The sequence below is a fragment of the Ruegeria sp. BHSB058 genome (assembly GCF_059613285.1).
Window position 1 is genome coordinate 1 of record NZ_JBXWSF010000050.1, and the last position, 20,743, is coordinate 20,743.

Sequence of the window (20,743 nt, forward strand, 5' to 3'; positions counted from 1 at the left end):
GTTCCAGATCGGATCGGGCGCCGGGCGCGTCGCCCAGACAGTTGATCCGGAAATAGCCGCGGGTCCAGAACACGTAATCGCTTGCCGGGTTCTGTTCGACGGCCGTGTCCAGATCGCGCTCCAACTGTTCCAGCAGGCTGTCGGGCAAGGTCTCGTACCGGGCCGCGTTCAGCATGATCTCGGCCTCTGCCCGCATCGCCAGCGCCACCCCGTCCAGCGGGTTCATTTCGATGGCGCGTTTCATCAGGCGCAGCCCATCGGCCCAGTCCTGATAGGTCAGCCGGTAGAAGGAATTCGCCGCGCGCGCGCGGAGTTCGGAAACGCTCAACTCCTCCTCGGGAATGTGTGCCAGCCGGTCGCCATCGAAGGCGTTGGTCTGGATGCGCAGGTCGGCTTCGGCCCGTTCCAGTACCACGTCGCAGAAATCAAAGATGTCCTTGGTGCTGCGGTCATAGCTTTCGGACCAGACGGGGCGTCCTTCTGCGCGCAGCATCAGCGTGAGGCTCAGCCGCCCCTTGCCGCCCGCCACCCGCAAGCGGCTTTTCAGATCATAGGTGGCCACATCAACTGGTTTGGCTGCCGCATCCAGAATGACGATACCCTGCCTTCGCGACATGCGGATCACCAACTGATCGTGCAGGTCGCCCGCCAACGCCGCAGTGTCAGAGTCAAGTGGCGCATACTCTATGGCCGCGACCGCAATCGACGTCACGCCGTCCGAACTGCTTTCGCGCCGCCTTGCGGGGCGCCATTGGTAAAGCCTGACCGGTTGCGCGATGTTTTTCAGGCGGAAGATGCCGGCATCCTTCAAATCCGCTGCCACAGCGCCTGACAATTGCCGGAACAGATCCTCGGACACCATCAGGCCGCCGGGTGGGGCTTCGGCCTCGATCCGTTGTGCGATGTTCAAACCCGAGCCATAGAAATCCTCGCCATCTTCGACCACTTCGCCGATATGGGCGCCGATGCGCAGCTTGATATCGGTCTCGGCCTGCAGCTTTTTCTGGATCGCCATGCCGCCTGCAACGCAGGTCGCGACTCCGGGAAACGACATGATCCAGCCGTCTCCCAGTCGTTTCAGGACCTTGCCGTCGTGCTGTCTTGCCAGTGGCTCGACCACGTTCTTGCGCAAGCTCCGCACGGCCTGGATCGTGCGGGCCTGATCCGCTTCCATCATCGCAGTATAACCGACGACATCGGCAAACATCAGAACCGCCAACTGGCTGTGCATGGACGTCCCCCTGGAAATATCCTGCCAGTCTAGGCAATCGGCACATTCTGTAAACCTCGCTAGCTTGTCCTTTCGATCTGCGTGCTCACCCGCGCCAGCGTTCCCAGATGCGAAGCGCGTGACCTGAGAAAGGCCATCAACCGGTCCGGATATCCTTCAGGTGGTGCATGGCGGACCGAGGTGCGCTTGCTGACAGCTTTACGCCATGTTGCGAGTTGCAGGTTTGGTGGCATCAGGCCGAATTCCGCGATGTCATCCAACGTATCGAAATAGCGAAAGATCGTGCCCCAGACACCGTCGACCATAAAAAACTGTTCTCCTCCAAAGAAAGGCCCCGATATCTCGGGCGCAATACGCTCCAGCCTTTGGCGCACGACCTGCCGCTTCGCTTCGAACGCATCGGCATCGGGAGCGTTGTAGAGTCCGGCAATCGCCGCCAGTGTGTCGGAGCCAAATTCGATCCACGCCCGGTGCCGCGCCCTATCCAGAGGATCATCCGGATGCAGTGACCCCGGTGTCACCTCATCAAGGTATTCCGCGATCACCTGGCTTTCGAACAGGACCCGGCCACTGGTTTGCAGCACCGGAACCCGGCCCAGCGGCGACAGTGCTCGAAACCAGCCGGGCTTGTCCGACAGGTCGATATAGGTGCGGCGATGCGGGATGCCTTTTTCGCTCAGTACGATCACCGCGCGTTGCACATAGGGGCACAAGTGGTGGCTGATCAGATGAAGGTCGGTCATGGGAGTCTCCATTTAGATGCAATTGCATGTAAATGGAAATGGGCCTCGCCTGTTGAAAGTCAATGCATATGCATCTAAATTCCGTACATGACCCTGTCTACCAAAGAAGCATTCGAGCTCTGGGTGCCGCTCGCGCGTGCCTACAAAGCCATTTTGAGTACGGTCGAACACGCCCTGAAACAGGCAGGACTGCCGGGTCTCGACTGGTACGACGTGTTGTGGGAACTGGAACAGGCCGACCCTGACGGGTTGCGGCCCTATGAGCTTCAGGATCGGCTGTTACTACCGCAATATGGGGTATCCCGACTGGTGCTTCGCCTTGAAAAAGCCGGCTACCTCAAGCGCATGTCCTGCGATGACGACGGGCGCGGGCAGATCCTTGTCCTGACGCCACAGGGCGCCGCCACGCGGTTGCGGATGTGGGAGGTCTATGCCCCCGCGCTGACCAAACAGATCAATAACCCGATGATGCAGGTCGAGAGGCACGGATTGACTGGCACGTTGAAGCAGCTTGAACTGGCCTCGAAATCGGGTGCCAGTGAATAATAATTCAGGCTGAAACGACGCGCCCCCTTGAACAAGAACAAAAACAGACCAAAATCGGGCGCGAAAGGAATCCCCCCTGATGCCTTACGCGCATTCCGACAAGACCCAACTGACCGCCGAAGACGTACGCGCGCGCCTGAAACTTGAGGGTGGCAGGCAATTCGTGATGCATACCGAATTCAATCCGGCGGGCGATCAGCCAACGGCGATCAAGGAACTGGCAGGCGGCGTGCTGGACGGTGAACGCGATCAGGTGCTGCTGGGCGCGACCGGCACGGGCAAGACCTTCACCATGGCCAAGGTGATCGAGGAAACCCAGCGCCCCGCCATCATCCTTGCCCCCAACAAGACGCTGGCGGCGCAGCTATACGGTGAATTCAAGGGCTTCTTCCCCGAAAACTCGGTGGAATATTTCGTGTCCTACTACGACTATTACCAGCCCGAAGCCTATGTGCCGCGCTCTGACACCTACATAGAAAAAGAATCGCAGATCAACGAACAGATCGACCGGATGCGCCACTCGGCCACGCGGGCGTTGCTGGAACGCGATGATGTGATCATCGTCGCCTCGGTCAGCTGCATCTATGGCATCGGCTCGGTCGAAACCTATGGCGCGATGACGCAGGATCTGAAGGTCGGGCACGAATACGACCAGCGACAGGTGATGGCCGATCTGGTGGCCCAGCAATACCGCCGCAACGATCAGGGGTTTCAGCGCGGCTCGTTCCGGGTGCGGGGCGACAGCCTGGAAATCTGGCCCGCCCACCTTGAGGACCGCGCCTGGAAGCTGTCGTTCTTCGGCGAGGAACTGGAACAGGTCACCGAATTCGACCCGCTGACCGGCGAAAAGACCGACACGATGGACCATATCCGGGTCTATGCGAATTCCCACTACGTGACCCCGAAACCGACGATGCAGCAGGCGATCATCGGGATCAAAAAAGAACTGCGGATGCGCCTCGACCAGCTGGTCGGCGAAGGCAAACTGCTCGAGGCGCAGCGGCTGGAACAACGCACCAATTTCGATCTGGAAATGCTGGAAGCGACAGGCGTCTGCAACGGGATCGAGAACTATTCGCGCTATTTGACCGGTCGTGCACCGGGCGAGCCGCCTCCGACCCTGTTCGAATTCATTCCCGACAACGCCATCGTCTTTGCCGATGAATCCCATGTCAGCGTACCGCAGATCGGCGGCATGTACCGGGGCGACTACCGGCGCAAGTTCACGCTGGCCGAACACGGGTTCCGCCTGCCGTCCTGCATGGACAACCGCCCCCTGAAGTTCGAGGAATGGGATGCCATGCGCCCGCAATCCGTGTTCGTCTCGGCCACCCCCGCCGCGTGGGAGCTCGACCAGACCGGCGGCGTCTTCACCGAACAGGTGATCCGCCCCACCGGCCTGCTGGACCCGCAGGTCGAAATCCGCCCCGTGTCGATGCAGGTCGACGACCTGCTGGACGAGGTGCGCAAGGTCGCCGCCGATGGCTATCGCACGCTGGTCACGACGCTGACCAAACGCATGGCCGAGGATCTGACCGAATACCTGCACGAACAGGGTATCAAGGTGCGCTACATGCATTCCGATATCGAAACGCTGGAACGGATCGAGATTCTGCGCGACCTGCGTCTGGGCGCCTTCGACGTGCTGGTCGGCATCAACCTGCTGCGTGAAGGGCTCGACATTCCCGAATGCGGGCTGGTCGCCATTCTGGATGCCGACAAGGAAGGCTTTCTGCGGTCCGAGACCTCGCTGGTTCAGACCATCGGCCGCGCCGCGCGCAACGCCGATGGCCGGGTGATCATGTATGCCGACAAGATCACCGGTTCGATGGAACGCGCGCTGGCCGAAACCGACCGCCGCCGCGCCAAGCAGATGGCCTATAACGAGGAACACGGTATCACGCCCGCGACCGTGAAAAAGAATGTCGAGGATGTTCTGGCCGGGCTGTATGAGGGCGACGTGGACATGAACCGCGTCACCGCCACCATCGACAAACCGATGCACGGCGCCAACCTCGAGGCGCACCTGAACGGGCTGCGCGACCAGATGCGCAAAGCCGCCGAGAACCTTGAATTCGAAGAGGCCGCCAATATCCGGGATGAAATCAAACGTCTGGAAGCGGTCGATCTGGCCATCGCCGACGACCCTATGGCACGGCAATGGGCGGTCGAGAAAGCCGCGGAAGACGCAGTGAAGTCACGCGGTCGGTCAACGGCTGGGAGGCCGGGGCAACGGGGCGGGAATGTGAAGCGGAGGAAAAGATAATTTACCGGATTCCCCTGTAGAGAATTCCGAGCTAGATAACCTACAGGAGGACACTGATGCCGCTTGACCACGCGATACTAGGACAAGGTGTTTATACACCAAGGGAAGCAGCACGATTGGTTGGAACCAATGTGCAGCAGGTCCTGCGTTGGACACGCGGCAGTGGACCACACCTACCGCTTTGGAATGCGCATTATCAGTTTTTGGATGATGACATTACCGAGATTAGTTTCTTGGACTTGATTGAAGTCCGCGTTGTTGCGGCGATGCGAAACGCAAATGTATCTCTACAATCCATCAGATTCGCGATTTCGTTTGCCCAAGACAAGTTTGGCATTGAGAGACCGCTGGCGTCTCAATCGTTTAAAACTGATGGCTCCGAGATACTTATGGAAGCGATTGAAAATGACGGGGACTACGTAAGCCTTTCGAAGAAAAGGCCCGGTCAAAAGGTCTTTAAGGACATCATTTCACAGTCCCTAAATGACCTCGAGTACGAGGGTGAAGTGGTAGCAAGGTGGCGGCCGCAAAATCACGCCGATGTAGTCTTGGACCCTACGCGCCATTTTGGTGATCCAATTTTAGATGAGTTCGGAATTTCGACGGGCACAATCTACAAGGAATTTGGTGAGTTTAACGACACGGGTTATCTTTCAAAGATTTATGAAGTGCCGGAGAAGCTTATTCGAAAGTGCATTAAGTTCGAGCGCAGTTTAGACGAGGCAAATGGTTAAGGTACTTTTTGACCATAACATGCCACCCTGCATTGCTCGGTCGCTTCATGAACTGATCAAAGTCGACAGTCATGAGGCCTTCGCACTGCGGGATGTTTTTTCGAAGGACATCTCCGACATTGACTATTTCAATCGACTTGGCAGCGATTGGATCGTTGTTTCAAAAGACCTTCAAAACAGTAAAAAGAAAGCCGAAAGAGCCGCTATTTTGAGGAACAATGTCGTGGCATTTTATCTCGCCCCATCGTTGCAAAAGAAAAAAGTCGGAGAGCAGGCCGCTGCAATTTTATGGCACTGGGATAAAATTCTACTGCAAAGATCCACGGTAAAAAGCGGGCTGTTTCAACTACCTGAGAACAGGTCGAAGTTTAAAACTTTGTAAAATCCGTCTTCACAGTGCACCAACACCCCACACTCCACCTTTGCACTCCGCTCCACACTCCGCCACGCTTAAAATCACAAATCGTGACTCCAAACGGTTGCCATGACGAACACCAAATCCCTGCCCAGACCGCATGAGGTCCAAAGCGCAGTTCTATCCAACTAATAGAAAGGGCGGGAAATTCCCGCCCGAACCGTTACCCCTTATCCCAATGGGCAACCACATCATACCCAACCGGCGTCGGTGGGCCTTCCATGAATTCGGCGAAATGGCCCCACAGCTCGGCCACTTTGGGCGCGTTTGCGTTCGAGATCGCCTCGCTTTCGACCACCGAGATCACATAGCCCGAACCATCCTCGTTCATCACATTGGTAAAGCTGTGTATGCCGGGCATACCCATGATGTCGGATTTCAATGCGTTCATCTTCGCCGTCGCCGCCTCGCGCGTACCGGGCTTCATTTTGTATTGGGTAATTCGTGCAAACATCACTTTCCTCCGTCGTCTGGCGAAATTGCCATGTAACACGGCCGGAACGGCCCCGCCGCGCGCACCCTAACACGGCAGCCCGAAATCTCGCATTGATACCAAAGATTTGCGCCGATTTTCAACCACACGCCTCACCGCATCCGGGCAGCTGTCCCTTCAGGGTTGCACTCCAGCGCCTGCTCCACGTTTGAAATCACAGATCGTGATTCCAAACGGTTGCGATGACGAACCCGAACACCCTGTTCCGCAGGCGCAGGATGGGTTTTCAACCCACCATTCCAAGCCCGCCAAAACGAAAGATGGGGAAAACCCCGCCCTAGACCCCCAACTCCGCCCGCATCTTCCGGGTCAATCCGGCGACGACCAGATCATAAGAGGTCACGATATGCTCGCGCAGCGAGGCGTCGCTCATGCCGCGGTCTTCATAGACCTGCAGCCATTTCATCCCCCGCGATGCCAGATAGGGGGCGGGGCGGATGCCGGGCTCATCCTGAAGTACTTCAAACGTCAGATCGGTGACCTTGAAAGTAAAGGCATCCTTTCCCTCGTTCCAGCCACAGATCGCAAAGACCTTGGCCCCCACTTTCCACACATCCGCATTGCCCCATTGCACGACGTGGGTGGTGGCCTTGAGGCCGGCGCAAAAGGTATTGAACTCATCTCGGGTCATGGCGTTGATCCTGAGGGCCTCGCTTGCAGTTATCAAGCTCAAGCGTCACGGATCTGCGGTTTATCGTTCCGCGCAGAAACAGGTCGGATTGCAGAACCTGTGGGTAACGCTCTGCCCAATCGCGAAACCTGTCGTTTGTTACTATCCGCGCGTTGCGATTCTGCGCATCCTCGATCAGCAGGGGATCGGCCGGGGTCCCCTTTGGCGCAACTGAAATCTGCCGAACCGGATAACGCAGCACCTTGGACAGCCTGGCAGGTCCCATGTATTGGTTTCGAACCAGATATCCGACATTCGCATCGAACCAGACAATCGGCTCAAGTCCGTTGGCGACCAGCTTTTCAATGACCAGCCGAACCGAGTGCAGGGATGGTGTCTCGTCCTCCCAATACAGGACATTTGATCCGTCAACGACCACCCAGGGAACGGGCCGTCTGAGCCGACGCCGGATAACGGACAGGATGGCGATGACAACGCCCAGAGCCCCGGCCAGCAGGGGCAGCGTGAGAATCCGGCCAAATACCAGGACGGACCAAATCGACAGGCCCAGTGAAGCGATCAAAACAATAAGCCAAACAACCATAGGAGGTAGATACCTGAGCGGCGCATGACTGCAAGAAATTTCAATGGCCCGTGCGCGGGTGTGAGTGAATGCGCCCGCCCAACTCCCGCCCAAAACCCTTGCTATACCCGGTGTCATGAAGATCGTGGAGCATACGCCCCAGCGGCTGGTTGTCGAGGATCGGCCCCGCATCATGGCCGGGCTCGTCTGGTTCATGGGCGGGCTGTGCCTGTGGGTGGCGCTGTCCGGTCAGACGGATGGCATGACCGAATCCTTGCTGGTCGCCGCGCTGGGGCTGGGCGCTCTGGCCATGGCGCATCATTCCTTTCCGTTCCAGCGCCTGACCTTCGACCGCGCCAGCGGAACACTGACCCGGACCGAGGCGCGGCTGACCGGGCGCAAGTCCTCGACCCTGCCGCTGGCCGAGATCTCGCGCGCCGCCCTGCAGGCGCAGTGGAGCGAAAACGCCCGCCTTGAACGGCTGGTTCTGGTGGGCGATCAGGGCAAATTGCCGATGGAATACGGCTTTACCAGTGCCCCGCGCGCGCAGTTGGTGCAACGGATCAACGACTGGCTGGACGACGCGCATCGGCCCTAGCCGCGCCCGCGTCGCTTTCTGCAAGCATGTTTCGCAAACCTGCACGCGGTCCATGCGGGCGGGCGGCATGCTGTCTTTATGACGGAGGAGACAGACATGAACGATCTTGCGGCAAAACCCCGGTCCCGTTCAGGAGGACGCTCGGCGCGTCGCGCGGTCCGGACCGCCCCAAAGTTTGACATGCTGCCGGGGCTGACGCGGAACCTGCCCTTGTGCGAGGTGATGGACGGTGCTCAGATCGAGATGATCGATGCCGCCTCGATGAACATTCTGGAAAACGTGGGCGTTCAGTTCCGTGACCCGATCGCGCTGGAGGACTGGAAACGGGCCGGGGCCAAGGTTGTCGGAGAACTGGTCTATCTCGACCGCGGCCTGGTGCGGGAGTTGGTCAGGACAATCCCGTCGGATTTCACTTGTCACGCTCGCGACCCCAGAAAAAATGTGCGCCTTGGTGGGCGGCATTCGATCTTTGTTCCGATGACCGGCGCGCCCTTCCTGCGCGATCTCGACGACGTGCGCCGGAATCCGACGCTGGACGACCTGGCGATGTTCCACAAGCTCAGCCACATGATGCCCGCGCTGCACAGTTCGGCGCATCATATTGTCGAGCCTTACGACCACCCGATCAGCCAACGACACCTGCGCATCACCTATTCGTCGATGAAACATTCGGACAAGACATTCATGGGCATGACCACCAGCCCCCGGAATGCCGAGGACGTGATCGAGATGTGCGCGATCCTGTTCGGTGACGATTTCATCGACAGCCACCCGGTGGTGACAGGCAATTGCAACGGCAACTCGCCGCTGGTCTGGGACGAGACCATGCTGGGGGCGATGCGCGCCTTCTGCCGCCGCAACCAGCCGGTGCTCTGCTCGCCCTTCGTGCTGGGCGGGGCCAATACGCCTGCCAGCGTCCCGGCCACGGTGGCGCAGCTCAACGCCGAGGCGCTGAGCGCGCTGGCCTATACCCAGGTGATCCGCAAGGGTGCGCCCGCGATTTATGGCCACTACCTGTCGACCGTCAGCATGAAATCGGGCGCGCCGATGGCCGGCACACCAGAGATTTCCCTGATGAATTTCATGATCGGCCAGATGGCGCGGCATTACGACGTGCCGTGGCGCACCTCGAACACGCTTGGTGGCGCCAAGACCTTTGACGCACAGGCGGGGTATGAAAGCGCCACCACCCTGCAGGCGGTGATCCATGCCGGCGCCAACTACATCTGGCACTCGGCAGGCTGGAACGAGGCCGGAATGCATTGCTCTGTCGCCAAGTTCATCGTCGATTCCGAACAATGCGCAATGGCCTATCGCATGGCCGAAGGACCGAAATGGCACGATTTCGATCAGGCGATTGCGGCGGTGCCGGATGTCGGGCCGGGCGGTCACTATCTGGGCCATCCCCACACGCAGGACAACTTTCAGGAGGCCTTCTTCATGCCCGAGCTGTTTGACAACAACTCGATCGAACAATGGGTGGCCGAGGGCGAGGTGGAAATCACCGAACGTGCCCTGACCCGCGCCCGCAAACTGTTGGCCGAATACGAGGAGCCTCGGCTTGATGTGGCAAAGAACGAAGCGCTGCTCGATTACATCGCCCGGCGCGAAAGGGAAATCCCGGCAGCGGACGAGTTGAACCAGAGTTATTGAACCCTCCCCGACTGGCCCGTCTCAATTCGGGCGGGCCGTTTTTTTGAGATGTCGGTGAAAACTGGTGTACTGCGGAAACATAAGGCGCAAAGCCGGTCACGGGCAGCATCCCGCGAGACAAGATATCGGAGAGAAACTGATGGTGCGTGATCCGCTTTTGGAACCGTTCCGGTTGGGCAACCTGACGATCCGAAACCGCATCGTCAGCACCGCACATGCGCCGAATTACGTTCAGGACGGTCATCCCCGTGACCGCTATCGGCTGTATCACGAGGAAAAGGCCAAGGGCGGGGTCGGGATGACAATGATCGGCGGGTCCACAAACATTGCCCCCGACAGTCCATCGGTCTTCGGCCAGTTGTATGCCGGAGACGACAGCATCGTTCCGTGGTTCCGCAAGCTGACCGACGGGGTAAAATCGCACGGTGCGGCGATCATGTGCCAGATCACCCATATGGGGCGCCGCACGGCCTGGGATGATGGGCACTGGTTGCCGGTGATCGGCCCGTCGGGTCGGCGGGAACGGGCGCATCGGGCCTTTCCCAAGGTGATGGAGCCCGAAGACATCGCGCGCGTTGTGCAGGATTTTGCACAGGCGGCGCGCCGGTGCCGCGACGGCGGCTTTGACGGGATCGAGGTGTTGTCCCACTCGCACCTTCTGGGCCAGTTCCTGTCGCCACTGGTCAATGACCGGGACGACGCATACGGCGGCGCGCTTGAAAATCGCCTCCGGCTGACGGTCGAGGTTCTGCAGGCTGTACGCGGGGCCGTGGGCGACGAGCTTCTGCTGGGCATCCGTTTGACCGGGGACGAACTGGTTAATGGCGGCATCGAGGCGCAGGATTGTGCGACCGCCGCGTGCATGCTGGCGGATGCGGGATTGGTGGATTTCTTCAACGTTATGGCGGGCGCGCCTTACGACGATCTGGGGCTTGCCGGATGGGTGCCGCCGATGGGCATGCCTTCGGCTCCTCATTTGCCCATCGCCGGACTGATCCGGCGCGAAACCGGATTGCCGGTGATCCATGCTGGCGGGATAGCCGACCTTGCAACCGCGCGCCACGCGCTAGAAGCCGGGCATGTCGATCTGGTCGGGATGACCCGCGCGCACATGGCCGACCCGCATCTGGTGTCCAAGCTTCAGCGCGGCGAAGAGGAATTCATCCGGCCCTGCGTCGGGCTTGGGTACTGCGTCGACCGGGTCAACCAGGGCAAACCCGCCGTCTGCGGTCACAACGCCGCCACCGGGCGCGAGGCGATGCTGCCACATGTGATCCATGTTGCAGACAGGCGTAAAACTGTTGTGATCGTGGGCGGCGGCCCCGGCGGGCTGGAAGCGGCGCGGGTCTGTGCCGCGCGCGGCCACAAGGTAGTGTTGTTCGAAGCGGCGCCGCAACTCGGCGGGCAACTATTGCTTGCGGCGCGGGGAACCGTCCGGCGACAGGTTCAGGGCATCACCGACTGGCTGGTGGCCGAGGCCGTGCGCCTGGGCGCAGAGCTGCGCACCAATGTCTATGCCGAAGCCGGGGATGTTCTGGCGGAAAAGCCGGATCTGGTGGTTGTTGCCACCGGCGGCTGGCCCGAACCACCAGACATACCCGGCGGACATCTGACTGTCAGCAGTTGGGATGTTCTGAATGGCGGGCAGCGCCCCTCGGGCAACGTGCTTTTGTTTGACGAGACCGGCGATCAGCCCGCGGCGGTGACGGCAGATGCGCTGGCCGACATGGGCTGCAAACTTGAATTGGTGACGCCCGATCGCAGCCTGTTCCACGATCTTGGCCCCACAACCTCGGCCGTGATCCTGCGCCGGCTGGCCAATGCCGGAACGCAGTATACCTGTCTGCACGAACTGGCCTCGGTGGCCGACGCAGAGGGGAAGAAACACGCGAGCCTGCGCAACGTGCTGACCGGAGCGACAGAGCAGCGCGTGGTGGATCATGTGGTGGTTGAATGCGGGCTGGTGCCTGCCGACGGGCTCTATCTCGATCTCAAAGCGGCCTCGCGCAACCTTGGGCAACTGGATCAGATCGCACTGGTCGGAGGCAGGGCCGTGTTTCCCGATCTCAACCCGGACGGCGGGTTTGTTCTGGCCCGCATCGGCGATGCGATAACGGGTCGAAACATGCATGCCGCCATTCTGGACGCGCTGCGGCTGTGTAAGGATTTCTGAGGTGATCTCTGAATCTTTGCGGCATGCTTCCCGCAGGCCGGACCGGAGCGTCCGATCACCCCAGGGCTGGCCTAGACCTCGACGGCTGGTAAATAGCCAAGTTGAGCTTGCCCTCAACTGAATTGATCCGGGACCCACAAGGCCCGGATCTTGCTTCTTTCTGGTCAAAATACCCCGGGGGAGCCGCCGCAGGCGGCGGGGGCAGCGCCCCCTCACACCTCATTCCTTGCCCGAGCGCCATTCCTTCAACACCAGATAGCTGTTGGCGCCGAGCGAGGCGAAGGGCTCGGGTGGCAGGCGGGGCATGTCAGCTTCGGCCAGGAAGTGATTGGCTATCTCGGACCCGTTCCCCAGCAACAGCTCCGCCACGCCCATGCCTTGCAACGTGCCACGGACGGTGCCCAGCCCGTTCTGGCAACAGGCGGAAAACACCCCCTGATCCAGTTCACCGAAAGCGGCGGAGCCATTGCGGCTGAGGCAAAGCATACCGGCCCAGCGATGCTCCATCTTGACGCCGGGCAGGTGCGGGAATCGCTCGCGATACTTGCGGTCATGCACCCAGCCTGCATTGCGCAGCCGCATGTTGCTGGTCTCGATGGTGGGATTGAAAGTGGCACAGGTGCGGATCAGGATGCGGTCGCCATAGCGGCCGGAAATCCGCCGCACAGAGGTACCCATCGGATCGGCGGGAGTCACACCCCATCGCGGTTGCCCGCCCAATGTCCTGACCTGTTCTGCCGTCAGCCGTTCTGTCATCGAGGCGTAAAGGCAGATATGCATCAGTTGCCGCCGGAAAAAGCCGAAACTTTCCAGATGGCCGTTATTGGCAAGAACGATCCGCCCGGTGGCGATGCGTGCCTTGGGTGTCGTCACCTGCCAGCCCGCGCCCTGTTTCTCAAAGCCGGTGACCGGCGTGTTCTCGTAAACCTGGATCTGGTCCGCCAATCGGTTCGCCAGCGCACGGATATAACCTGCGGGCTGGATCATCACCGTACCGGGGCAGAACACGCCCGAGGTATAATGCGGGCTGCCGGTGACTTCGCCAATCTGCGCCTGATCCAGCAAGGTGCAGGGCTCTCCCAGACGCTTCAGATGCGCGGCATAGTCCCGGTTGTGCCGGTCCCCGGCCCGCGTCGCGGCGGCGTTGTACTTACCGCAGGGATCAAAGATTTCCTCCGGCAGGTCACACTCGGCGGCCACCTCATTTGCAAAAGCGATAGCCCGGCGGTTCAGCGCAATGGCGGCACGGTCGGCCTCCAGCGCGTCGCCCGCGTAATTGTCCGACACCAGATCATGCGGCAGGTCGATCATGAAGCCTGAATTGCGCCCGGCCGAGCTTTCGGCAAAGCGGCCCGCCTCGACAATCGCGATTTTCAGCGACGGGTCCAGCTGATACAGCCGACGCGCGGCCGACAAACCGGCGAAACCGCCGCCGATGACGGTGACATCGGCGGTCTGGTCCTGCTCCAGAACCGGCAGCGGGTCCTGAGGCGGCAGGATGGCGTTCCATCCCGCGGCGCCGGTCTGCCGGGGCAGGCGTTTGGCGGTGTACCTGATCAATCCACGGCCTCGTCAGCATCGTCCGCCAGATCGATCCAGATGGTTTTCAACTGGGTATATTGGTCATGAGCATGAACCGAGTTGTCGCGACCGCCAAAGCCCGACTGCTTGTAGCCGCCAAAGGGTGTGGTGATGTCGCCCTCACCAAAGCTGTTGACCGTGACCGTGCCCGCCCGGATCGCCCGAGCCCCGCGAATTGCGCGTTTGACATTGGCGGTGAAGATCGAGGCGCAGAGGCCGTAATCGGTGTCATTTGCAATCCCGATGGCCTCGTCAAAGCCGGATACCTCGATCACGCTCAGCACCGGTCCAAAAATCTCCTCGCGGGCCAGTTTGACGTCGTTGCCCGGCACCTCGACCACCGTCGCCTCGACAAAGCCATTGTTCGCCTTGCCGCCCAGCACCACCTTGTCGGCCTGCTCAAGATAACCGCAGACCTTGTCGAAATGTGCCGCCGAGACCAGCGCGCCCATGCGGGTTTCCGGATCAAGCGGATCACCCACGTTCCATTGCCTGGCATGATGCGCGATCCGGTCAAGCAACTCGGCCTTGACATCCTTGTGCACGATCAGGCGCGACGATGCCGAGCAATTCTCGCCCATGTTCCAGAACGCGCCGTTCACCACATGCGCTGCCACGCGGTCGAGGTTTTCGGCGTCATCCATGACGATGGCAGGGTTCTTGCCGCCCATCTCCAGCACCACCTCCTTGGCGTTGGATTCCGCCGAATAGGTCAGAAACCTTTTGCCGGTCACGGTCGAGCCGGTGAACGAGACCATGTCGATGTCCATATGCCGCCCGATGGGTTCGCCCACTTCGGCGCCACCACCAGGCACGATGTTCAGCACGCCGCGGGGCAGGCCGGCCTCCATCGCGAGTTCCGCGACACGCAGCGCGGTCAGGGTCGTTTCCGCCGCCGGTTTCACGACCACCGAACATCCCGCCGCGAGTGCGGGGCCGATTTTCCACGCCAGCATCAAAAGAGGAAAGTTCCACGGCAGCACCAGCCCCACCACGCCAATCGGTTCGCGGACCACCATGGCGATGTGGTTGTCGCTGGCAGGCGAGACCTGATCGTAAATTTTGTCGATCGCCTCGGCATGCCATTTGATGCAGTGGATGGTTTCCGGCACATCCACCGTCTCACAGTCATAGATGGTCTTGCCGCTGTCGATGCTTTCCATCACCGCCAACTCACGCGCATTGCGGGTCATCAACTTGCACAGCCGGATCAGAACCTCCTTGCGTTCGGACGGGTGCAGTTTCGACCAGCGCCCGTCTTCGAACGCTTCGCGCGCCTTTTCGACAGCAAGGTCCACGTCCGCCGCGCCACAGGCAGCGATGCGGGTCAATTCCTCACCCGTGGCGGGGTTCGTTGTCACAAAAGTCTCGCCCGAGATTGCCGGGCAGAATTTGCCGTCGATGAACGCTCCGGCGGGCAGGTCCAGATTGGCGGCGATGGATTTGTATTCGTCCTGCGTCAGCAATGTCATAGCTCAGCCCTCTGCCACGATGTCGGAGATTTTCTGTTTCAGCACGCGCGTCACCTGTTCAAGCGCGCGCTTGTCGTCCTTGTTCAGCCCTTTGAGTGGGGGCCGAACGGGACCGGCCTGAATGCCGTTCATGGAGACGCCATGCTTGATGGTCTGGATGAACTTGCCGCCCTGTTCCAGCACCCGCATCAGCGGCATCATCGCCGACATGATCCGTCGGCCCTTGGCAAAATCGCCCCGCACGACACAGGCCTCGTACAACGCTACGTGTTCGCGCGGCAGAAAATTCGACCCGCCGCACACCCAGAACGGCGCACCCCAGGCAAAGAACTCCAGTGCCTGATCGTCCATTCCGCAGCCCAGCTGGATATGCGGATAATCCCGCGCCAGCAGGTGCACCCGGTTGATATCGCCCGAGCTTTCCTTGATGCCGCAGAAATTCCGACTGCGTCCCACGCGGTCCAGGAACTCTTCGCCCATCATGGTGCCGGTGCGGTGCGGATAGTTGTACAGCATCACCGGCAGGTCGGCGGCCTTGTCGATGGTCAGAGCGTTCAGCGCATTTTCCCGGTCGGTCGGCACAGAATAAGGAGGCGAGGCCAGCAGGATCGCATCCGCGCCGATCTCGCGGGCGCCCGAGGCCAAGGCAATCGAATCCGGCGTCAGCATCGCGCCGGTGCCCACCACCAGCGGCAGCCGCCCTTTCAGCCGGTCGTGCGTGAACCGCGCCAGATCCAGCCGCTCACTCACAGTCTGGGCATAGTTCTCGCCGGTCGATCCGCCCGAGATCAGGCCGTGAACGCCGTTGTCGATCAGATAGTCGATGACATTCGCCAGACCGTCCCAGTTGACGGAGCCGTTCTCGTGATAAGGTGTCACGACAGGCGTATAGATCCCGTGGAATTGAAAGATTGGGGTCATTCGAAGTCCTCTAGGCAGTGGTTTTGCGTGCAACCGTTCCCAGCGGCACATCCAGCCCGGCGGGCATGACGAACAGCTCGATCTGGTCGCGCGACAGGTTCCAGTGATCGATTGCCAGCTGGGCGGCGGCGGCATCGTCCCCGGTTTCGATCGCGGCGATGATGGCGTCGTGCTGGGTGCTGGCTTGGGCCACGTTTTCAGCCATCGCTGCGCTTTGCGGGCGATAGAAAGTCATGGAAATGCGGGCGTGGTCGATCAGCAACCGCCGAAACGATGGCAGCAGATAGATGTTGTCGGCCATCTCGCCGGTGATCTCGTGAAAACGGTTGTTGGCCATGGCCCGATCCGCGCTTGAACCGCTGCGCAGGGCGTCCTTGAAATCCTCCTGCGCCGCTTTCAGCTTGTCGATCTGCGCAGGCGTTGCGTTCTTGGCCGCCAGTTGCAGAACCGCGCCATAGATCATCGGTGCCGCCAAAAAGAAATCACGCAAGGTGGTGTGGGACATTTCGGAAACCCGCGCCCCGCGTCCCGCGCGCAGTTCGATATAACCCTCACCCGCCAGTTCGCGGAACACCTCGCGCAGCGGGGTGCGGGACAGGTCGAACCTGTTGCACAAGCTCACCTCGTCCAGATCCTCGCCGGGCGCCAGCACCAAAGTCAGGATGTTGGTCCTGAGGTAATCGTGCACCTCGGCTTTGCGGTGTTTTCCGGTATCTTTCATGTTCAAAGCCTTCGGTGGCTGGTCGAGCCCAAACAGGGTCGATTCTTTTGGGATACGATGTGTACTAATCATGAATACATCTTGCATACAATCCTAAATCGTGCGATTTGATACTCCGGTGGTCAAAAAGGAATAACGGTGATGGCGGACCCGCAGCATTTCGTCTTCGCTTTGGTCGAGGAATTCACCCATATGGCGTTTTCCTGCGCGGTGGACCCGTTGCGCATTGCCAACTTGGTCAGTGGCCGCACATTGTATCGTTGGTCCTATGCCTCGGCTGACGGCAAGACCGCGACGGCGTCGAACGATTCGGTCACGCTGGTGCATCACGCCTTCTCCGAATTGCCCGCCTGTGACCGGCTGTTCGTGCTGTCCGGGATTCACATGAATGAACAGGACAATCGCGGCCTTATCGCCGCGCTGCGCCGCGCGCGGTCCCGCGGCACCCCGATCGGGGCGCTGTGCTCGGGCGCTTATATTCTGGCTCGGGCCGGATTCCTGGACGGGCAGCAGGCAGCGATCCACTGGGAATACCACGACAGTTTCATGGAGGAATTTCCCGAGGTGAATCTGGTGCGGAACGTCTTTGTGGTCGATGAAAGGCACATCACCGCATCCGGCGGCACCGCGACGGCAGATCTGATGCTGCACCTGATTGAACGCGATCACGGCTATGACCTGTCACTCGCCGTGGCCGATCAGATGGTTTACAACGCCGTGCGCAACGCTACCGCAGCCCAAAGAGTGTCGTTGCAATCGCGCAGCGGCATACGAAACCGGCATCTCGCCAAGGCGATCCAGATCATGCATGACCATCTGGACAATCCGGTGTCGCCATCGGCCATCGCCGACGAGGTCGGGATTTCGACACGCCAGCTTGAGCGCTTGTTCGGCAAATATCTGAACACCTCTCCCAAGAAATACTTCATGGAGATGCGTCTGGAACGCGCCCGCCACCTGTTACTGCAGACCGAGGCGTCGATCACCGAGGTTGCCTTTGCCTGCGGTTTTGAAAGCCCCGGCCATTTCTCGCGGGTGTATCGCGCCGCATTTGGCGTCAACCCGTCGCTGCAGCGGGACCGCCTGTCATAACCGCTTCAAAAGGTGAAGCCCCCGGCGATGATCCGGGGGCTTCTGCAGCGTCGCACGGGGTGCGTGTTCAGTTGATCGACACGGGGGCCAAAGCGTTCGACAAGCTCGCCTCCCCCTGACCGTGAATCGCGGGATTGTAACCGAGGATAGTATCCGTGCGCGCTGTTGTTAAAAGCTGATTGGCGATGGCGGTGGGGGTTGCCCCCGAAAATTTGTTCGACAGAACCGCCGCATAGCTGGCGACCATTGGCGCGGCAAATGATGTTCCCGCCAGGCCGGTCGTGCCACTTTCGACGCCGACCACCAGGAACTGCCCCTGAACCGTAGCATTGGTCCCGGCATAGTTGGAATAGCTGGCAAGCGACGCCTTGTTCGCGGCCGTGCCATGCCCGTCAAGGGCGCCGACAAACACGGCTGACGGCGCGCCGATCAGGTTTGTCGCAAGGTAATCAATCTGGCCCGCATAGGTGCCCGAGGCGATGACATCCCCGATGGCGACGCTTTCGTTGCCGGCGGATTTCGATACAAAGGCCGATCCGTCAAAGGCATAGTCGACGATCGAGATTTCCTGTGCGTCCAGACCGCCGAAGGCAGCCGGAAATTCCACCCAGCCATAGCTGGCGTTGATCACGTTGAACCCGTCGCCCAACGCAAACCCGGCGCCAGAGGTGAATTCATGCGACACCATCGTTGCAGATGGGGTGAGCATCGAAATCTGCGCCGAGGTCCACTCACCATGCCGCTTGCGTTTCAGGCCCTCGCCCAGATTGCCGAACAGCTTTGTGCGACTGTTGAAATCGTCGACCACCGTGACAGTCACGTTCTGGCCCAGATATCCGTCGCTCCAGGCGCTCTGAATGTCTGCGTGCATCCAGGAGTAATATGTTGGGGTGCTTGGCGCGGGGTCTTCACCGCCGCCGTTGCCGGGTTTGTCTGGCTTGTTCCCGCCACGCGCGGCGATCAGCAAGGGGCTGTCTTCGGCAATAACCGGGGTTGGTGCAAAGGCCGCAAGCGCGACGGCAGAGGCAAGCACGGGTGTCAAATACTTTAATTTCATCTGGCCCTCCAATTGGCAGCTGGACTTGGGGCAATCCAATAAGAATGAAAGACTAAGGTGAAATTTGGGCAAAAATGCAGACATATGGGCGTTTTGGAGTGTATTTTTGGAGTTTATGTGCGTCACTCGGGTTAATCCCATAGGCTTTCACGGATTGTTGTCAAAACCGGAACAGGTAGCGTACGTGAAGCTGCAACCGCTCCATGGGTGACTCGTCGAGCATGTAATTCAGCGTCTCTTCGGGTGGCAGGGTAGATGCAGCAAGCCGGCAGTTCACCGTCTGGACGCCACCGATGGCGCCATAGTCTGCGGCACAGCTGTCCTCGCTCAGATTGCCACCGATCAGGCCAAGCACAGAAAGCGACAGCGTGCTGCTGGGGGTCGGCTGTGTCTGATACACGAACCCCAGCCTCAACGCCGGATCAATCGTGTATTTCTCTCCACGTTCACCGGTGCTGAAGCCCCAATAGACGCCAAAATTCGGGTGCAACTCGGTCATCCAGGTAAAATGGGTGTCCGCCCACCGGCTGCCGTACCATTGTCCGAATGACACGCGCTGCCCATTGGCCAGCTCATAGCCACCGCGCCCGATCTTGCGAACGCTGTTGGACAGGGATGATCCGTCATTCGCCGAGATGAAATAGGTCTTGGACCACAGGTTTTGCGCCTGCCCCAAAGCCGGCAGCATGCAGGTGAAAACCACCACAACCGCCAACAGGACACCGCGCGTGCCGTTCAGCGCTTGCGGGAGCGGTGCGCGCATGCCGGTCTTGTGTGCGGAACCAGGCCTCATTGTCCGGGTCGCTCGCGTCTACTCGCGGCGATGGCGCGTCGCGCGCTGCGCTTCGGCCCGTCGGGCGGTGTCAGGAAGCAGCAGTGGCAATAACACCGGCGCACACAGCAACAGGAACTCAACGAGACTCATTTTGTCGATACCCTCCAATTGGCAGCTGGATTTCGGGTCGTTCGATCAAAAATGACAATCGCGGCAATTGTGAGGTGATAATCGAGCAAAGATGGCGATCATGCGGCAAAACGTGTTTTTGCGTTTCCTCTTTCGTCCCAGTTCTTCGCAACCGGGTTGACTGAGTTCAGAATTGAAACAGATACCGGACCTTCAGTCGAACATTCTCGACAGCCGAGCCATCAAACAGCCGCGAAAGAGAATCGCGCATGGGCCGTGAGTCTCGGGGCCGGCAATGTCCCGTCCAGGTCACGGTTTTATTCGGGTCAAGCGATCCGCACGTGCGTTCACTGTCCGAGGAGGGCGCCAGATCGAACAGTGAAAAAGACAGTGTGCTGTTCCTGGTCGTTTCCGTTTGCAAGGTCAGGCCCCGATTGAGGGCAAGCGGGCTTGTCTCTTCCACCCGGCGTTTTTTGGGGCGTTCACTGACATAAGTTGATGGCGTGGCGTCATTCGACTTCCACTGAAAGTTGGGCCCGTTCCACCCGTTCGGAATAAGATTGCGAAAGCTCCATTTGCTGTCCGCCTCGAATGTCGTGTCTGCTTCGACCGTTGCCGGAACAGGCGTGTCCAATGGCGGGACAGGTGGAATCCCAAACCTCAACCCGGCATCGCCCCCCTGTTGGGCCGTTGCGGAGGTTGCCAGAAAATACAACATGGATGCGGCCAGCACCGTCAGCCACCGAACGGGGGCCGCCGAGCCTGATTGGAAAATGCGTCGCGTCACCATTGCGGTCACGTCCTTGCCCAATGCGGAATCCCCTCGAGTGGAGTTGCAGAATACCAAAACTCTCGGCGACGGGTCTGAAAATCGCGTAAACGCTTTGCCGGTGTGGCATTGACGCACCAAGGGTGTCGAAAATACGGAGCGGAAGCGGCTGGCGAAGCCG

At 60.0% G+C, this 20,743-nt stretch carries 20 protein-coding genes; 8 read left to right on the plus strand and 12 right to left on the minus strand.

The annotated features are described in order from the left end of the window. Together AC2FNB_RS13215 and AC2FNB_RS13220 are read right to left on the minus strand one after the other, a co-directional pair. A partial coding sequence (locus AC2FNB_RS13215; protein WP_496747027.1) for an adenylate/guanylate cyclase domain-containing protein occupies positions 1–1,231 on the minus strand: 1,231 nt, incomplete at its 3' end. Positions 1,232–1,290: 59 nt separating this feature from the next. Beyond that, positions 1,291–1,974, minus strand: coding sequence for a glutathione S-transferase family protein (locus AC2FNB_RS13220; RefSeq protein ID WP_496747029.1), 684 nt, complete (start codon positions 1,972–1,974; stop codon positions 1,291–1,293). An 87-nt stretch (positions 1,975–2,061) separates the two neighbouring features. Here AC2FNB_RS13220 and AC2FNB_RS13225 point away from each other — a divergent pair, with 87 nt between their 5' ends. From AC2FNB_RS13225 to AC2FNB_RS13240, 4 genes are all read left to right on the plus strand, one after another. After that, on the plus strand, positions 2,062–2,520 hold the full coding sequence (locus tag AC2FNB_RS13225; RefSeq protein WP_480750742.1) for a MarR family winged helix-turn-helix transcriptional regulator: 459 nt from the start codon (positions 2,062–2,064) through the stop codon (positions 2,518–2,520). Positions 2,521–2,599: 79 nt separating this feature from the next. Beyond that, entirely contained in the window at positions 2,600–4,786 is a 2,187-nt protein-coding gene (gene uvrB, locus AC2FNB_RS13230; protein WP_496747036.1) for an excinuclease ABC subunit UvrB, read from the plus strand. Positions 4,787–4,842: 56 nt separating this feature from the next. Beyond that, entirely contained in the window at positions 4,843–5,520 is a 678-nt protein-coding gene (locus AC2FNB_RS13235; RefSeq protein WP_496747040.1) for a hypothetical protein, read from the plus strand. Continuing rightward, complete coding sequence (locus tag AC2FNB_RS13240) at positions 5,513–5,902, plus strand: PIN-like domain-containing protein (RefSeq protein ID WP_496747044.1); 390 nt, start codon at positions 5,513–5,515, stop codon at positions 5,900–5,902. The genes AC2FNB_RS13235 and AC2FNB_RS13240 overlap by 8 nt, the downstream gene beginning before the upstream one ends. Before the next feature lie 196 nt (positions 5,903–6,098). Here AC2FNB_RS13240 and AC2FNB_RS13245 read toward each other — a convergent pair whose 3' ends face one another. From AC2FNB_RS13245 to AC2FNB_RS13255, 3 genes are all read right to left on the minus strand, one after another. Beyond that, positions 6,099–6,389, minus strand: coding sequence for a hypothetical protein (locus AC2FNB_RS13245; RefSeq protein ID WP_496747047.1), 291 nt, complete (start codon positions 6,387–6,389; stop codon positions 6,099–6,101). A gap of 316 nt (positions 6,390–6,705) precedes the next feature. Further along, the gene (locus AC2FNB_RS13250) at positions 6,706–7,059 is read right to left on the minus strand and encodes an MmcQ/YjbR family DNA-binding protein (RefSeq protein WP_496747051.1); all 354 of its coding nucleotides are present in this window, start codon (positions 7,057–7,059) and stop codon (positions 6,706–6,708) included. Then, positions 7,046–7,642: an NYN domain-containing protein gene (locus tag AC2FNB_RS13255; RefSeq protein ID WP_496747053.1), complete on the minus strand. Its 597-nt coding sequence runs from the start codon at positions 7,640–7,642 to the stop codon at positions 7,046–7,048. Before AC2FNB_RS13255 ends, AC2FNB_RS13250 begins: the two co-directional genes overlap by 14 nt. Positions 7,643–7,757: 115 nt before the next feature. Here AC2FNB_RS13255 and AC2FNB_RS13260 point away from each other — a divergent pair, with 115 nt between their 5' ends. The 3 genes from AC2FNB_RS13260 (at position 7,758) to AC2FNB_RS13270 (ending at position 12,045) form a co-directional block, all read left to right on the plus strand. After that, entirely contained in the window at positions 7,758–8,219 is a 462-nt protein-coding gene (locus tag AC2FNB_RS13260) for a hypothetical protein (RefSeq protein ID WP_496747055.1), read from the plus strand. 96 nt (positions 8,220–8,315) lie between these two features. Next, positions 8,316–9,872, plus strand: coding sequence for a trimethylamine methyltransferase family protein (locus tag AC2FNB_RS13265; protein WP_496747058.1), 1,557 nt, complete (start codon positions 8,316–8,318; stop codon positions 9,870–9,872). Positions 9,873–10,011: 139 nt separating this feature from the next. Then, positions 10,012–12,045 carry an oxidoreductase gene (locus AC2FNB_RS13270; protein ID WP_496747062.1) on the plus strand — a complete coding sequence of 678 codons (2,034 nt, stop codon included), beginning with the start codon at positions 10,012–10,014 and terminating at the stop codon, positions 12,043–12,045. Between the two features lie 219 nt (positions 12,046–12,264). Here the strand turns inward: AC2FNB_RS13270 and AC2FNB_RS13275 are convergent, their stop codons facing one another. Genes AC2FNB_RS13275 through AC2FNB_RS13290 form a run of 4 tightly spaced genes read right to left on the minus strand, consistent with a single transcriptional unit; the run spans position 12,265 to position 16,812 of the window. Beyond that, a complete protein-coding gene (locus AC2FNB_RS13275; RefSeq protein WP_496747065.1) occupies positions 12,265–13,605 on the minus strand; it encodes an NAD(P)/FAD-dependent oxidoreductase in 1,341 nt (446 codons plus the stop codon). After that, positions 13,602–15,098 carry an aldehyde dehydrogenase gene (locus AC2FNB_RS13280; RefSeq protein ID WP_496747067.1) on the minus strand — a complete coding sequence of 499 codons (1,497 nt, stop codon included), beginning with the start codon at positions 15,096–15,098 and terminating at the stop codon, positions 13,602–13,604. Before AC2FNB_RS13280 ends, AC2FNB_RS13275 begins: the two co-directional genes overlap by 4 nt. A 3-nt stretch (positions 15,099–15,101) precedes the next feature. Continuing rightward, the gene (locus tag AC2FNB_RS13285) at positions 15,102–16,019 is read right to left on the minus strand and encodes a dihydrodipicolinate synthase family protein (protein ID WP_496747069.1); all 918 of its coding nucleotides are present in this window, start codon (positions 16,017–16,019) and stop codon (positions 15,102–15,104) included. 10 nt (positions 16,020–16,029) lie between these two features. Beyond that, positions 16,030–16,812: a GntR family transcriptional regulator gene (locus tag AC2FNB_RS13290; RefSeq protein ID WP_496747072.1), complete on the minus strand. Its 783-nt coding sequence runs from the start codon at positions 16,810–16,812 to the stop codon at positions 16,030–16,032. 69 nt (positions 16,813–16,881) lie between these two features. Between AC2FNB_RS13290 and AC2FNB_RS13295 the strand changes: the two genes are divergently transcribed. Continuing rightward, positions 16,882–17,832, plus strand: a complete 951-nt coding sequence (locus AC2FNB_RS13295) for a GlxA family transcriptional regulator (protein WP_480750729.1) — start codon at positions 16,882–16,884, stop codon at positions 17,830–17,832. Positions 17,833–17,899: 67 nt separating this feature from the next. On the opposite strand, the gene AC2FNB_RS13300 is transcribed toward AC2FNB_RS13295, so the two are convergent. The 3 genes from AC2FNB_RS13300 to AC2FNB_RS13310 all read right to left on the minus strand — a co-directional run bounded on the left by AC2FNB_RS13300 (position 17,900) and on the right by AC2FNB_RS13310 (position 20,604). Then, on the minus strand, positions 17,900–18,889 hold the full coding sequence (locus AC2FNB_RS13300; RefSeq protein WP_496747075.1) for a S8/S53 family peptidase: 990 nt from the start codon (positions 18,887–18,889) through the stop codon (positions 17,900–17,902). Positions 18,890–19,049: 160 nt separating this feature from the next. Beyond that, positions 19,050–19,652: a hypothetical protein gene (locus AC2FNB_RS13305; RefSeq protein WP_480750727.1), complete on the minus strand. Its 603-nt coding sequence runs from the start codon at positions 19,650–19,652 to the stop codon at positions 19,050–19,052. A 328-nt stretch (positions 19,653–19,980) separates the two neighbouring features. Beyond that, complete coding sequence (locus AC2FNB_RS13310; RefSeq protein WP_496747077.1) at positions 19,981–20,604, minus strand: hypothetical protein; 624 nt, start codon at positions 20,602–20,604, stop codon at positions 19,981–19,983. Positions 20,605–20,743: the final 139 nt, after the last annotated feature.